Consider the following 13,682-nt stretch of genomic DNA (forward strand, 5'->3'; position numbering starts at 1 on the left):
CCCCGCACCACCTGCCGACACCCCAGGAGAACGCGATGACGACCTTCGCGCACGACTACACCGAGCAGATCCTGCACCGCGGACGGGTCTACATGGATCCCGTCGACTTCGTCCCGAACTGGAGCGACAAGCCGCGCAAGCAGAAGTTCTACCCCGACGCCGACCGGCTCCCGCTGGGCACAGCGCCCTACCCGGGCGACGCGAGCGTCGACGCCGGCCTGCACGGCGCGGAGACCCACCGCCTCGGTCACGACCTCGACACCCTCGGCGCGCTGCTCCAGGACTCCTACGGGCTCTCGGGTCGCCGGCTCGGCATCCAGGCCAACACCGACCTCGGCGGGCTGCCCTGGTACGTCGACGCCAACTGGTCGCGCGGCACGGCCTCGGGCGGCGGTCTCTACCCCGTCGCCGTCTACCTGGTGGCCGGTCCCTCCTCGGACCTGGTGCCCGGCGTCTACCACTACTCACCCTCGCACCACGCCCTGCAGCGGCTGCTCGTCGGCGACGTCAGCGGCGACGTCCGGGCCGCGCTGGGCGGGCGCTGCGACGACACCGACACCTTTCTCGTGCTCGGCATCAAGTACTGGCAGAACGCGTTCAAGTACAACAGCTTCAGCTTCCACGCCGTGACCATGGACGTCGGCACCGTGCTGGGCACCTGGCGGCTGTGGAGCCGGGCCCGCGGGGCGGCCGTCGAGCCGCACCTGTGGTTCGACGAGCCCGCGCTGGCCCACCTGCTCGGCGTCGAGCCGAGCCTCGAGGGCATCCACGCCGTGGTGCCGCTCGGCGGTCCCGGGGCCGTCACCACCGCCGCCCCCACCGGTGCCCGGGTCGCGCTGCGCGACCACGAGAAGTCGCGGGTCAGCTTCGGGTTCGAGGCGGTCGAGACGATGCAGGCCGAGACCCAGGCCGGGTGCCTCGACGTGCCGACGCCGGCGTCGCTGGACGCGGCGCGGCCCACCTTCCCCGCCCCCGACGACGGGTCGCTGGTCGCGCTGCCGCCGGCGCGGCCGATGCCGGTCGACGTCCGCGCGGCCCTGCGCCGGCGCCGCAGCAGCTTCGGTCGCTTCCAGGGCGACCCGATGCCGGCCGAGGAGCTCGGCGCGCTGCTGGCCGCCGGCCAGGCCGGCGCGGTCGCCAGCGAGGCGACGCCGTCAGGCGCGGACGCCCGGGGGATCACCACGCTCTACGCCTTCGTCAACCACGTCGAGGGCGTCGCCCCCGGCGCCTACCGCTACCACCCGGCCGAGCACGCGCTCGAGCCGGTCGTGGCCGGCGGGCAGGGGCGCTTCCTCCAGGACAACTACTTCCTCTCGAACTACAACATGGAGCAGGCCGGCGCCGTGATCGTGCCGACCGTGCGCACCCACGCCGTGCTCGACGCCGTCGGCTCCCGGGGCTACCGCCTCGTCAACGCCACCATCGGCGCGGTCTCGCAGGCCACCTACACCGCGGCCGCTGCGCTCGACACCGGCTGCGGCGTGGCCCTCGGCTTCGACAACATCTCCTTCATCGAGCTCCTGGGGCTGGAGGAGTCGGGCGAGAAGCCACTGCTCGTGATGGCCGTGGGCCGCGAGCGGGGCTCCGAGGGCGACTTCGGGTCGTCGCTCGTCCCGGCCGAGGTCCCGGCGCACGTCGAGGCGGGTGCGTGATGACCGCGACCTACGACGCCGACCTCGCCACCCGCGCGCTGCTGCGCCGCACCCTGCGCCCCGGCCTGGCGCCGATGGCCCTGGCCCGCATCGGCGGCCTGCCCGTCGACGTCCTCGACGCCCTGCGCGACGAGGTCGCCACGGCCTGGGCGACGTCGGTGCTGGCCCTCGAGGTGTCGGTCTCCGCCCTGGCCACCGGCCTCAGCGACGCCCTGCACCCGCTCGTCGGCGACAACGCCGACCAGGAGCAGCGTCGCTTCCTGGTCAACCTGCGCCGCCGGGTCTTCCGCGGCCAGCCGCTCGCCGACCCGGTCGCCGACATCGCCCTCGTCGCCGGGCTGCACGCCGGCACCGGCCGGCTCCTCGAGCAGTGGCACCTGGCCGAGCGCGCCCTCGTCGCTCGGGTCGCCGCCGGCCCGGGCATCGTCGACGCCGACGTCGCCGCCAGCCGGGTCGCGCTGCAGCGGCTCGCCGACCGGCCCGAGCTCCGTGCCGGCGTCCTCGTCGCGTCGCCGCCGCTGTCGAACCAGCTCGGCGGGTTCCTGCGGATGCCGCCGGAGAAGGTCGACAAGAAGCGCCGCAAGCTCGAGCGCTCGGTGCTGTCCTACGTCGGGCGCACGGTGGTCAAGCCGAGCCCGTTCGGCACCTTCACCCCCGTGCAGGTGGCCACCTTCGGCCCCGACGGCGCCGGCACCGACGGCTACCCGGTCGACGCCGCGACCCGCTCGCACGTGCGGCTCAACGTCGCCGTCCTGAACCGGATCTGCCGCCTCGTCCTCGACGACGCCGACAAGCGTGGCGACCTCCCGGTCGCCGCCACGGCCGGCTGGGTCCACGACGACGACCGGATCCGCTACGTGCGGCGCTGGATCGAGGGCGGCGAGGAGCAGCAGGCCGTCACCTTCGACGCCGTCACCGACAAGCTGTTCTTCCTGCGCAACGGCGAGGCGCTCGACGAGCTGCTCGACCTGCTCGGCGGCGCCGGCCCGGCCCCCACGTTCGCCACGGTGGCCGCCTGGCTCGCCGTCCGGCACGACGCCGACCTGGAGGCCAGCGAGTCCTACCTCGCCGCGCTGCTGCGCCTCGGCCTCGTCGAGGTGCCCGGCCTCCAGGTGCCGGTGCACGCCGCCGACCCGGTCGCCGCGCTCGCCGAGGTGCTCCGCACCCTGGTGACCCTCGGTCCCGGCGGCACCGCGAACCCGGTCGCCTGGGCCGTCGCCATCGGCGACCGCCTCGACGACGTGCGGGCCCGGCTCGCCGACCACGCCGAGGCCGACGTCGCCGGCCGCGCCGTCGTGCTGGCCGAGGTGCGCGCGATGGTCGCCGAGGTCTTCGCCACCCTCGGCGACGACTCGCCGGACGCCGTGCCGCAGACCCTCGTCTACGAGGACTGCGTCGCCGGCGCCGACCCGATCGTCCTCGACGAGCAGGGCTGGGACCGCGACGTCCTCGAGCCGCTGCGCGCCGTCGACCCGCTGCTGCGCGCCTGGGACGTCACCCTCGCCCAGCGGCTGACCTTCCAGGCCTACTTCGTGGCCCGCTTCGGGACCGGCGGCCGGGCCGAGGACCTCCTGGAGCTGCTGCACGACTTCTCCGAGGACTTCTTCGAGCAGTACCAGACCATGTCCGGGCAGCGGAAGGCCTACGGCGACGACGGCAGCTACCAGCCGGAGATCAACTGGCTGCGCTCCGAGGACGTCGACCGCCTCGACACCGCACGCGTCACCCTCACCGACGCGCTCCGCGACGCCTATGCCGGTCAGGAGCTGGCCGAGGAGCTGGTGATCGCCCCCGAGGTGGTCGCCGACGTGGCCGCGCACACCGCCCGGCTGCCCTTCGGGGACGAGCCCCGCAGCCACCTCGTGCAGCTCGTGCCCCAGCCGGGCGGGGCGCCGCGCGTGGTGCTCAACCAGGGCTACGGCGGGCTGCACTTCCCGTTCAGCCGCTTCGCCTACGCCTTCGACGGCACCGACGGCACCGACGGCTCGGGTGACACCGGCGGCGCCCTCGACCTGACCGCCCGGCTGCGCGAGCGGGCCCGCGACGCCGCCGCCGACGGCGTGGTGCACGCCGAGGTCACCGGGGGACCGGTCACCAGCAACCTGAACCTGCACGACCGGCTCACCGACCACGAGATCGTGTGCCCCGGCGAGCAGAGCTCGGTCCCGGACGAGCAGCAGATCCACCTCGACGACCTCTACGCGGTGCACCTGCCCGACGAGGGCCGGGTGGCGCTGCGCTCGCGGCGCCTCGACGTCGAGGTGGTGCCGACCTACCTCGGCTACCTGATCCCGCTGGCGCTGCCCGAGATCCCGCGCTCGATGCTGCTGTTCGCCCAGACGTCGATGAGCCAGTTCGACCCGTGGGGCGGGCTGCCCGCCGCTCCCGTCGAGGACGGCGTCGGCTACCGGCCCCGGGTCAGCTGCGGCAACGTCGTCCTGCGGCGGCGCTGCTGGGCCGTCGGCGCCGCCGACCTCCCGGTCGGCGCGCACGTCGCGGCCCCGGCCGACGACGCCAGCCGGCTGCTCACCTGGCAGCGCTGGCGCGCACGGCACCGGATGCCGCGCCAGGTCTTCGTCAAGACCCAGGTGGCCTCCGGCTTCCGCGGGGCCGGCAGCTCCAAGCCGATGTACGTCGACTTCGGCAGCGTCCTGTCGCTGCAGGCGCTCGAGGGCGTCCTGGAGCAGGAGGCCCTGGTGCTGTTCACCGAGATGCTGCCCGACCTCGACGCGGCACCGGGCCGGTCCGCCGAGGGACGCCACGTCGTCGAGCTCGCCATCGAGCACCAGCCCCGCCCCACGTCCGACACGCACGTCCAGCCCGAGAGGACCACGTCATGACCACCCTCACCGCCGAGCCGACCCGGGACACCGACGACCAGCCGGGGGAGTGGCTGGCCATGCACGTCTACTACGCCGCCAACCCGCAGCCGCTGCTCACCCGGTGCATCCGCGACGTCTTCGCCGAGCTCACCGAGCGCGACCTGCTCGACGGCTACTTCTTCATCAATTACTGGCTCGAGGGGCCGCACGTGCGGATGCGGCTCAAGCCGCGGCGCGCCGCGGACACCGAGCTGGTCAAGGAGCTCGCCGAGAAGCGCGTGCGGGAGTACCTGGCCCGCCGCCCGGCCCTCTACGACGTCGACACCGGCTTCCTGGGCGACCTGTACCAGCAGCTGTTCTCGATGGAGTTCAGCGAGGACGAGAAGCAGGAGTACCTGGCCGAGGACGGGACGATGAACCTGCGTCCCAACAACGACCTCGCCTACCTGCCCTACGAGCCGGAGAACGGCAAGTACGGCGGCCCGGCCGGCGTCGAGCTCGCCGAGTGGCACTTCCAGCACTCCTCGGACCTGACGATCGAGATGCTGCGCACCAACAACCTGCACCTGCGCTCGGTCCTGCTGGGCACCTCCGCCCAGCTGATGATGGTGATGGCGGCGTCCTTCCTCGACGACCGCGACGAGCTGGCCACCTTCCTGCGGCGCTACCACGACTTCTGGCAGTCGCACTTCGCCGGCACCGACTTCATCGCCGACGAGGAGTACGCCACCGGTTTCGCCGACAACGTCGAGCGGATGGGCGGGCTGTTCGACCGGGTGCGCTCGGCGGTGCGGCGCGACGCCCTCGACGAGCTGCCGCCGCACCTGGCCGGCTGGGCCGCCCACTGCCGCGAGCTGCGCGGCCGGGTCGCCGAGCTGGCCCGCGCGGGCCGGCTGACCTTCGGGTCCTGGGACCGCACCCGCACGACGGTCGTCACCGAGCCCGGCGAGGCGCTGGTCATCCTGCTCTCGCCGTACCTGCACATGACCAACAACCGCCTGCACGTGACGATTCGCGACGAGGCCTACCTCGCCTACCTGCTGGGTCGGGTGCTCACCGACGGCGCGCCGACATGACCAGCCTGGCCGACCGTCGCGCCGACGTCGACGGCGCCGCCCCGGCGTTCCTCGACGCCCGGCCGGTGCTCCGCGCCGACCTCCAGGTCAGCGACCGGGTGTGGCACGGACCGCGCGCGGTGCGGCTGGTGCGCGACCCGGTGACCGACCGGACCCACGAGATCGGCCTGCGCGAGCACTTCCTGCTGACCCGGCTCGACGGGACCAGCACCCTGGCCCGGATCGGCCGCGACTACGAGAGCGAGCTCGGCCAGACGATCGACGCGACCGGCTGGCAGCAGCTGCTCGGGCTCGCCCACGCCCGGGGGATGCTCGTCGTCCCCGGCGCGGAGCCGGTCCCCGCGGCCGTCGCCGCCGGCCCGGCCGGGTCGGGACGCCGGTGGAGCGGGTCGGTGCTCAAGGGCGAGGTCGCCGTCGTCCGCGACGGCCAGGCGCTCACCGCTCGGCTGCTCGGCCTCCTGTCCCCGCTGCGCCACCTGCCCACCGGGCCCTGCGTGCTCGCGGTCCTGGCCGGCCTGGCCACGATGCTCGGCGTGCTCGCCGCGGACCTGCCGGCCCTGCTCGACGGGCTCGGGGACGCCGTCGCCCGGCCCGGCGTGGTCGTCGCCACGGTCGCCGTGCTCTGGGTGAGCGGCGCGCTCCACGAGCTCGGGCACGGCCTCGTGGCCCGGGCCCACGGCGGCAGCGTCCGCGAGCTCGGCATCAGCTGGTGCCTGCCGCTGTTGATCCCGTTCTGCCGCGTCGAGGACTACCGCTACCTGCCGGGACGACGGGCCCGCCTGGCCACGGCCGGCGTCGGCTGCGTGGTCAACCTCGCGGTCCTCGTGCCGTTCGCGACCGCCTGGTGGGCCACGTCCCCGGACGCCGCCGTCCGGCCGTTCCTCGCCGCGGTGCTGGTGCTGGGCACGGTCTTGGGCCTGGTGAACCTGGTGCCGCTCGCCCCGCTGGACGGCTACGTGCTGCTCACCCACGCCACCGGCACCCTCGGCCTGACCGCCGCCAGCCAGGGGTACGCGACGCTCGCCGTCGGTGCCCGCCTCGGCGGCCGCCGCGCCACCGACCAGCGACTCGCGGTGGCCCGCTACCCGCGTGGCCTGCGCCGGCTCTACGCCGCCTACGCGCTGGCCTCGCCGCTGATCGTCCTGGCCTGCGCCGCGTTCGCGGTGTGGGTGGCGGCCTCGGTGATCCCCGACGCCGCCGGTCCCTGGCGGTGGGCCGGCCCGCTCGCCGTCGCCGTCCTCGTCGTGGCCGGCCTGGCCACCACCCAGCGGAGCCGGACGTGAGGCCGGCCGCACCCACCCCCCAGCCGGCCCCCCAGCCCGTCCCCCAGCCCGCCCGACAGTCCGCCCGACAGAAGGAGCCCACGATGAGCACCACCAGCATCGACCGACGAGCGGCCGACCCCGCGGCCCCGGCGCAGGACGTCGCGATCCAGGTCCGCGGCGTGCGCAAGTCCTACGGCGCCCGGGAGGTGCTGCGCGGCATCGACCTCGCGGTCCGACCCGGCGAGTTCTTCGGCATCCTCGGCCCCAACGGCGCCGGGAAGACCACCCTGGTCGAGATCATCGAGGGTCTGCGCCGCCCCGACGGCGGCGACGTCGAGGTGCTCGGCGCCTCACCGCACCGGCGCCGCTCCGGCCTGCTGCGCCGCGTCGGCGTGCAGACCCAGAAGGGCGCCTTCTTCACCCGGCTCACCGCCCGCGAGCACCTGCTCACGATGGCCTCGCTGTACCGGGTCTCGCCGGTCCAGGCCGACCGCACCCTCGCGCTGGTCGGACTGACCGGTCAGGGCGACGTCCGGGTCGAGAAGCTCTCCGGCGGGCAGAAGCAGCGCCTGGCCATCGCCGGCGCCCTGGTGCACGAGCCGGACGTGATCTTCCTCGACGAGCCGACCGCCGCCCTCGACCCCCAGGCGCGGCGCGACCTGTGGACGGTGCTGCGCGACCTGCGCGCCCAGGGCCGCACGATCATCTACACCACCCACCACCTCGACGAGGCCGAGGCGCTGTGCGACCGGGTCGCGATCCTGGTCGCCGGCGAGATCCGGGCCCTCGACACCCCCCACCTGCTCAAGGCGGCGAGCCACGGCCTGGGCCAGGTGCGCGTGCCGGTCGGCCGGCTCGACGCCGCCCGCGGCGCCGACCTGGTCGGCGTCGTCGGGATCCGCACCGAGGGCGGCGCGCTGGTGCTCGAGACCGAGCGGCCCAGCGACGTCCTGCTGCAGGTCAGCGAGATCTGCGCCCTCGACGGCGTCGAGACCCGCACCCCTAACCTCGAGGACGTCTACCTCGAGCTCACCGCAGACCAGCCCGAGCACGCACCCCAGCACGAGGAGGCCGTCCGATGAGCACCGCCACCCTGGATCCCGGCACCACGACCGGCACGTCCGGCGAGAGCCCGACCCGGGTCTTCCCGACCCTGGTCTCCGCGCACCGTCGCGCGGCCGCCCGCGACGTCACCACGATCTTCTTCACCTTCGCGTTCCCGCTGATCTTCCTGCTGCTCTTCGGCTCGATCTTCAGCGGCCAGGACGTCGAGCAGTCCGGCAAGAGCTACATCCAGTACATCGCGCCGGGGGTGCTCACCTGGGGCGTCGCCAACGCCGCGGTGTTCTCGATCGCCTTCGCGCTCATGCAGTGGCGCGAGAGCGACCTGCTGCGCATCATCCGGATGACGCCGACCCGGGTCGGCACGCTGCTCTCCTCCAAGCTCGCGATCGCCCTCGTCATCGCCCTGGTGCAGACCGCGCTGTTCGTCGGCGTCGCGATGGTCCCGTTCTTCGGGCTGCGCCCCGCGGGCTCCTCGTGGGAGGCCCTGCCGCTGCTGGCGCTGGGTGTCGTGACGTTCTTCGCCCTCGGCGCCGTGATCGGGTCGGTGACCAACACCGCCGAGTCGGTGGCCGCCGTCAGCAACGTCATCATGCTGCCGATGGCCTTCCTGTCGGGCTCGTTCTTCCCGCTCGACATGATGCCGGACTGGCTGCAGAAGGTGGCGCAGGTCTTCCCGCTGTACTACCTCAACGACGGGGTCGGCCACGCGCTCAACGGCACCGGCTCGACGTCCGACGTGCTGCTCTCGCTGGGCGTGCTGGCCGGCTTCGCGCTCGTCTTCGCCGCGGTCGCCGTCAAGGTCTTCAGGTGGAGCAATGACTGAGCTGCTGGAGCCGACGGCCGCCGGGGTCGCCGGGCTGCCCGTCGACGAGGTCGTCGCCGCCCTCCGCTCCCGGCTCGTCTCGCACGACGGCGGTCCCGTCGGCGTGGTCGCCCTCGGTGCCCGCGGGGTGCAGGACGACCCCGCGGACGCCGTCCGCGCGCAGGCGTCGGTGCACGTCACCGGGGAGGCCGTGCTGGTCGGTCCCTGGGGCGGTGCGGACGGCGCCTGCGGCCAGTGCCTCGGCATCCGCTGGCAGCGCCTGCGCACCCGGTCCGAGCGCGAGGCGCTCGAGCACGGCAAGGTGCCCGAGCCGCTCGGCAGCTGGCCGGTGCTCACCGACTTCCTCGTCGCCGCCGTCCAGGCCCAGGTCTGGCTCGCGCAGGCCCGGCAGCCCGAGCCGTCGCCCTGGGGGTCGGGCTGGCAGCGGCCGGCCGACCTGCGCCAGCGCCAGGTGACCCGCATCGACCTCGAGACGCTGGGCCTGCTGACGGTGCCGGTGCTGCGGGAGCCGACCTGTCCGTCGTGCGGTCCCGACGGCGTCGACGACCCGCTCGCCGCCGGCGACCTCGCCGAGCAGCCCAAGCCGCGCCCCGACGTCTACCGAACCCGTGGCATCGACGACCTCGACCTGCCCTCGGCGGCCCTGGCCAACCCGGTCGCCGGGGTGATCGGCACCAAGACGTGGCTCAACCACCTCTCGCCGACCACCGCCCCGGTGGCCGGCGGCGGGTTCGTCCGCGGGTACGCCGGCCTGGTCGACGTCACGTGGAGCGGCCAGGGCGCGTCGTACGACCGCAGCCGCACCCTGGCCTTCGTCGAGGGTCTCGAGCGCTACGCCGGCACCCACCGGCGGCACGGCCGCGAGGTCGTGGTGGCGTCCTACGACGACGTCCGCGACCACGCCGTGCACCCGCTGTCGTGCGGCGACTACGACCCGGCGACCTACGCCGAGGAGTCGCTGCTCGACCCGTTCGACCCCTCCCGCCCGATCCCGTGGGTCTGGGGCCGGTCGCTGACCCACGACCGGGCGGTCCTGGTGCCGTCGCGGCTGGTCTACTACAGCGCCGGCGTCGCGGCCGACAACTTCGTCTTCGAGTGCTCCAACGGCTGCGCCACCGGCAGCAGCCGCGAGGAGGCGACCCTCTTCGGGCTGCTCGAGCTGCTCGAGCGCGACGCGTTCCTGCTCGCCTGGTACGGCGGGCTCGACCTGCCGCGGATCGACCTCGACGACCTCGACGACCCGCGGATCAGCGCGATGCGCGCCCGTGCCGGGCTGCTCGGCTACGACCTGCACGTGCTCGACAACCGGATCGACATCGACGTCCCGGTGATCACCAGCGTCGCCGTGCGGCCGGACGGGTCGATGGGCACGCTGTCGCTGGCGGCCGGGGCCAGCCTCGACCCGCGCGAGGCGGTCGAGGCGGCTCTGTCGGAGACCCTGACCTACCTGCCGCACCTGCCGAACCAGGCGCGCGAGGGGGAGGCCGAGCTGCGCGCGATGATGGCCGACTACGGGCTGGTGCGCCACCTCACCGACCACGCCCGGATGTACGGGATGCCCGAGATGGGCGTGCACACCCGGCGCTACGTCGCGCCCCGGTCGAGCACCACGTTCGGCGCGGCCTTCGGCGCCCACCTCGACCGGCCCGGACGCACCGACCTGCGCGAGGACGTCGCCGACGTCGTCGACCGGATCGCCGCAGCCGGCCACGAGGTGGTGGTGGTCGACCAGACCTCGCCCGAGCAGGCGGCGGCCGGGCTGCACACCGTCGCCACGCTCGCCCCCGGACTGCTACCGATCGACTTCGGCTGGAACCGGCAGCGCGCCCTGCGCATGCCGCGGCTGCGCACGGCCCCGGCCCGCGCCGGTCTCGTCGACCACGTCCTGACCGACGAGGAGCTGGTCCGCGTCCCGCACCCCTTCCCCTGACCTTCCGCACCAACCCCGCACGGCCCCCGGCTCACGCCGGGGGCCGTTCGCGTGCGCCGGGCGGCGGCGTCGTCCGGTCGGCCGGCCGCCGCCGTCAGACCGCCCCCAGCTGTGCAATTGCCGCGGATCGCTCAGCTCGGCGCCGCGGAACTGGCCAGGTCGCGGCAATTGCGCGCCAGCGTCACCGCCCCGCCCCCGACGTTGCCCTCACCCGTGCAATTGCCGCGGATTGCTCAGGTCGGCGCCGTGGAAGTGGCCAGGTCGCGGCAATTGCGCGCCAGCGCCACGGTCCCGCCCTGACACCGCCCCCAGCCGTGCAATCGCCGCGGATCGCTCAGCTCGGCGCCGCGGAACTGGCCAGGACGCGGCAATTGCGCGCCACCGGCCACCACCACGTCGTCGTCAGGGCGCGAAAAAGCCACGAAGGGCCTGTCCCGGAGGACAGGCCCTTCGTGCGCGGAGACTCGGGTCAGGCCGAGCAGCTCGTGGTCGAGGTCGTCGACGAGCAGGTGGAGGTCGAGGAGGAGCTGGTGCAGCCCGCGAGGACCATCTCGGCGTCGTCGGCGTAGTCAGCGATCTCGAAGGTGTCGGCCTCGAGGGCGACGAGCTCACGGTTCAGGGAGTTGTTGATCATGTCGATTCTCCTTCAGGTGATGTTCCCGGGAGTTCCGGGTTGTCGTTCTGACAAGGAGTACGTTGCCGGGCCGGGCGAGCAGGGCCGGTGCACCTGCGGGGCACCCCGCGGGCAGCGCGGACGCACGCCGGTGACCGGCCTGTGTCACGTCGGTGTCACCGGCGCGAGCCCGCGGACGGCGGCGGTGAGGGCCTCGGTGCCGGTCCGGAGTGCCACCTCGGCGTCCGGGGCGAAGCGTGGCGAGTGGTTGGGCACCTGGGCGGCGAGCCGGGTGCCGGCGTCGCCCTCGACCGCGGCCCAGTCGGCGGTCGCGACGCTGCCGAGCATCCAGTAGACGAGGCGGACGTCGGGGCAGCCGTGCAGGTCGGCCCCGCCGGCGCCGAGGACGCCGACGTCCTCGGTCGCCATCGACGGCACCCAGCCGATCACGGCGCCCGCGCCGAGCGCCTCGCGCTGCGCGGCGGCGACGGCCCGGGCGGTGGCCGGGTCGCTCGCGGTGACGTCCGAGGCTGCGGTGCGGACGACGTCCGGTGCGGTCGGGTACCCGGAGGCCTCGGCCTCGGCCCGCACGATCCGCCGGACGGCGGCCTCGAGCCGGTCGAGCGCGGCGGTCGTCATCGCGCGCACCGAGACCTCGAGGCCGAGACTCTCGGGCACGACGTTCGCCGGCGCGGGCGCGTCGAAGCCGCCGACCGACACGACCGCCGGCTCGGCCGGCCCCGTCTCGCCGGCCACGAGGGCCTGGAGCCGCAGCACGATCGCGGACGCCGTCACCACCGGGCTGAGGGTCCCGGTGCCGCCGGCCGCGTGGCCGCCGGTGCCGTGCAGGGTCACGTGGAGGGTGCGGCTGCCGGCCAGGAGCGGTCCGGCCCCGTGGGCGACGTACCCCGCCGGGAACGGCGCGAGGTGCTGGGCGAGCAGGACGTCGGGCCGCCACCGGTCGTAGACGCCGTCGGCCGCCATCGCCCGCGCGCCCGACAGGGTCTCCTCGGCGGGCTGGAGGAGCACCAGCACGGTGCCGGACCACGAGCCCGGGTCGGCGGCCAGCTCGCCGGCCGCCGCGACGACGCACGCGAGGTGGAGGTCGTGGCCGCACGCGTGCATCACGCCCGGTCGCTCGCTCGCCCAGGGGAGCCCGGTCTCCTCGGTCACCGGCAGCGCGTCGAGCTCGGCGCGCAGCGCGACCACCGGTCCCGGACCGTTCACGAGCGCGGCCACCACGCCGTGACCGCCGACGCCGGTGCGGACGTCGAGGCCGGCGTCCCGGAGCAGCGCGGCCAGGGTCGCGGCCGTGCGCTCCTCCTGTCCGGACGGCTCCGGGTGGCGGTGCAGCAGCTGGTACAGCTCGAGCGGCTTCGGCGACGGCATGGCGTGATCCTGCCCGACCCGGTGCTCGGGGCGCCGGGGCGCGTCTGGGAGCGTGACGGGCGTGGTTGACCTCGAGCGCACCCGGGACCTGTTCATGGTGGCCGCCATCTTCGGCACCTTCGGCTTCGCCTGGGCCGGGTGGGCGCAGGAGGCGCCCCCGCCGCGGCTGCGACCGCTGCTGGGCGCGCTCGGCGCGGCCTCGCTGCTGGTCGGCGTCGCCGGCGGGCTGCTCGCCTGGCAGGGCTGGGACGAGCCCTCCTCGTTCTCCGGCGCCGACGACGGCGTCCGGTTCGGGATCGTCGTGGGGATCGAGGTCGTGCTGTGCCTGGTGGGCTCCGCGGTGCTCGCCGCCCGCAGGCGCGCCGGGCTCATCGCCGCGTGGGTGTCGCTGGTCGTCGGCGTCCACTTCGTGCCGCTGGTGTTCCTCTTCGACAACCTGACCCTGCTCGCCCCGGCCGCGGCCATGGTGGTCTCGGCCGTGGTGGCCTGGCGCCGCTCCCCGGCGGCGGGGTCGCCCGACGGCGGTGGAGCGATGGCCGCGAGCGCCGTCACGGGCCTGGTGAACGCGCCCGTGCTGCTGCTCACCGCCGCGCTCAACCTGGTGCTCGGCCTCACCTCGTCGTGAGCCGCCCGTGCGCCGCCCGCGATCACCACCTGATCGGGTGGGCGCCCGGGTGGTCGCCGCGACGTAACGTGGCGCCATGACCGAATCGAACACGCATTCGACCGACGACGTCCTCGGCGGCGACCAGCCCGGCACCACCGAGAAGGACCCCCAGGACTGGGCCACCGGCGACGAGCCGATGACCGGGGCCCAGCGCAGCTACCTCGACACCCTGGCGCGGGAGGCCGGCGAGACGATCTCGGCCGACCTCACCAAGGCCGAGGCCTCCGAGCACATCGACCGCCTGCAGGCCGCGACGGGTCGCGGCACCGACTCCTGATCGTCCGATTCCGAGAAAGTTCGGCGATTCTGCTGCACGCACCGCACGGCATGTCGTACTGTTCACCTCAGAAGCCCGCTGGAGACCCGAGACTCCGGCGGGC

Annotated in this window: 12 protein-coding genes; 9 read left to right on the plus strand and 3 right to left on the minus strand. The window is 74.5% G+C overall.

Annotation, left to right across the window (positions count from 1 at the left end; all coding sequences use genetic code 11):
• Positions 1 to 35 precede the first annotated feature (35 nt).
• From FE634_RS02525 to FE634_RS02555, 7 genes are all read left to right on the plus strand, one after another.
• A complete protein-coding gene (locus FE634_RS02525; protein ID WP_148240323.1) occupies positions 36 to 1,652 on the plus strand; it encodes a SagB family peptide dehydrogenase in 1,617 nt (538 codons plus the stop codon).
• Positions 1,652 to 4,492 (plus strand): lantibiotic dehydratase, encoded by a 2,841-nt coding sequence (locus FE634_RS02530; RefSeq protein ID WP_148240324.1) that lies wholly within the window; start codon positions 1,652 to 1,654, stop codon positions 4,490 to 4,492. The genes FE634_RS02525 and FE634_RS02530 overlap by 1 nt, the downstream gene beginning before the upstream one ends.
• A complete protein-coding gene (locus FE634_RS02535; RefSeq protein ID WP_137294428.1) occupies positions 4,489 to 5,550 on the plus strand; it encodes a lantibiotic dehydratase C-terminal domain-containing protein in 1,062 nt (353 codons plus the stop codon). The genes FE634_RS02530 and FE634_RS02535 overlap by 4 nt, the downstream gene beginning before the upstream one ends.
• Positions 5,547 to 6,833, plus strand: a complete 1,287-nt coding sequence (locus FE634_RS02540; protein ID WP_138874995.1) for a M50 family metallopeptidase — start codon at positions 5,547 to 5,549, stop codon at positions 6,831 to 6,833. The genes FE634_RS02535 and FE634_RS02540 overlap by 4 nt, the downstream gene beginning before the upstream one ends.
• An 83-nt stretch (positions 6,834 to 6,916) precedes the next feature.
• Complete coding sequence (locus FE634_RS02545) at positions 6,917 to 7,897, plus strand: ABC transporter ATP-binding protein (RefSeq protein ID WP_138874996.1); 981 nt, start codon at positions 6,917 to 6,919, stop codon at positions 7,895 to 7,897.
• Positions 7,894 to 8,703, plus strand: a complete 810-nt coding sequence (locus FE634_RS02550; RefSeq protein WP_137294431.1) for an ABC transporter permease — start codon at positions 7,894 to 7,896, stop codon at positions 8,701 to 8,703. The genes FE634_RS02545 and FE634_RS02550 overlap by 4 nt, the downstream gene beginning before the upstream one ends.
• Complete coding sequence (locus FE634_RS02555; protein ID WP_148240325.1) at positions 8,696 to 10,633, plus strand: TOMM precursor leader peptide-binding protein; 1,938 nt, start codon at positions 8,696 to 8,698, stop codon at positions 10,631 to 10,633. The genes FE634_RS02550 and FE634_RS02555 overlap by 8 nt, the downstream gene beginning before the upstream one ends.
• A 233-nt stretch (positions 10,634 to 10,866) precedes the next feature.
• Here the strand turns inward: FE634_RS02555 and FE634_RS02560 are convergent, their stop codons facing one another.
• The 3 genes from FE634_RS02560 to FE634_RS02570 form a co-directional block, all read right to left on the minus strand.
• Positions 10,867 to 11,055 carry a hypothetical protein gene (locus tag FE634_RS02560; protein WP_138874998.1) on the minus strand — a complete coding sequence of 63 codons (189 nt, stop codon included), beginning with the start codon at positions 11,053 to 11,055 and terminating at the stop codon, positions 10,867 to 10,869.
• 47 nt (positions 11,056 to 11,102) lie between these two features.
• Positions 11,103 to 11,267: a thiazolylpeptide-type bacteriocin gene (locus FE634_RS02565; RefSeq protein WP_134767766.1), complete on the minus strand. Its 165-nt coding sequence runs from the start codon at positions 11,265 to 11,267 to the stop codon at positions 11,103 to 11,105.
• Between the two features lie 144 nt (positions 11,268 to 11,411).
• Positions 11,412 to 12,635: an amidohydrolase gene (locus tag FE634_RS02570; RefSeq protein ID WP_138874999.1), complete on the minus strand. Its 1,224-nt coding sequence runs from the start codon at positions 12,633 to 12,635 to the stop codon at positions 11,412 to 11,414.
• A 61-nt stretch (positions 12,636 to 12,696) separates the two neighbouring features.
• Here FE634_RS02570 and FE634_RS02575 point away from each other — a divergent pair, with 61 nt between their 5' ends.
• Positions 12,697 to 13,260, plus strand: a complete 564-nt coding sequence (locus tag FE634_RS02575; RefSeq protein WP_138875000.1) for a hypothetical protein — start codon at positions 12,697 to 12,699, stop codon at positions 13,258 to 13,260.
• Between the two features lie 76 nt (positions 13,261 to 13,336).
• Positions 13,337 to 13,579 carry a DUF3072 domain-containing protein gene (locus tag FE634_RS02580; protein WP_137294435.1) on the plus strand — a complete coding sequence of 81 codons (243 nt, stop codon included), beginning with the start codon at positions 13,337 to 13,339 and terminating at the stop codon, positions 13,577 to 13,579.
• Positions 13,580 to 13,682 lie beyond the last annotated feature (103 nt).

The organism is Nocardioides sp. S-1144 (genome assembly GCF_005954645.2).
Classification (GTDB): Bacteria; Actinomycetota; Actinomycetes; order Propionibacteriales; family Nocardioidaceae; genus Nocardioides; species Nocardioides dongxiaopingii.

Coding starts and splice junctions, on each gene's coding strand:
- FE634_RS02525 (WP_148240323.1), top strand. CDS start 36: ATGACGACCTTCGCGCACGACTACACCGAGCAGATCCTGCACCGCGGA.
- FE634_RS02530 (WP_148240324.1), top strand. CDS start 1,652: ATGACCGCGACCTACGACGCCGACCTCGCCACCCGCGCGCTGCTGCGC.
- FE634_RS02535 (WP_137294428.1), top strand. CDS start 4,489: ATGACCACCCTCACCGCCGAGCCGACCCGGGACACCGACGACCAGCCG.
- FE634_RS02540 (WP_138874995.1), top strand. CDS start 5,547: ATGACCAGCCTGGCCGACCGTCGCGCCGACGTCGACGGCGCCGCCCCG.
- FE634_RS02545 (WP_138874996.1), top strand. CDS start 6,917: ATGAGCACCACCAGCATCGACCGACGAGCGGCCGACCCCGCGGCCCCG.
- FE634_RS02550 (WP_137294431.1), top strand. CDS start 7,894: ATGAGCACCGCCACCCTGGATCCCGGCACCACGACCGGCACGTCCGGC.
- FE634_RS02555 (WP_148240325.1), top strand. CDS start 8,696: ATGACTGAGCTGCTGGAGCCGACGGCCGCCGGGGTCGCCGGGCTGCCC.
- FE634_RS02565 (WP_134767766.1), bottom strand. CDS start 11,267: ATGATCAACAACTCCCTGAACCGTGAGCTCGTCGCCCTCGAGGCCGAC.
- FE634_RS02570 (WP_138874999.1), bottom strand. CDS start 12,635: ATGCCGTCGCCGAAGCCGCTCGAGCTGTACCAGCTGCTGCACCGCCAC.
- FE634_RS02580 (WP_137294435.1), top strand. CDS start 13,337: ATGACCGAATCGAACACGCATTCGACCGACGACGTCCTCGGCGGCGAC.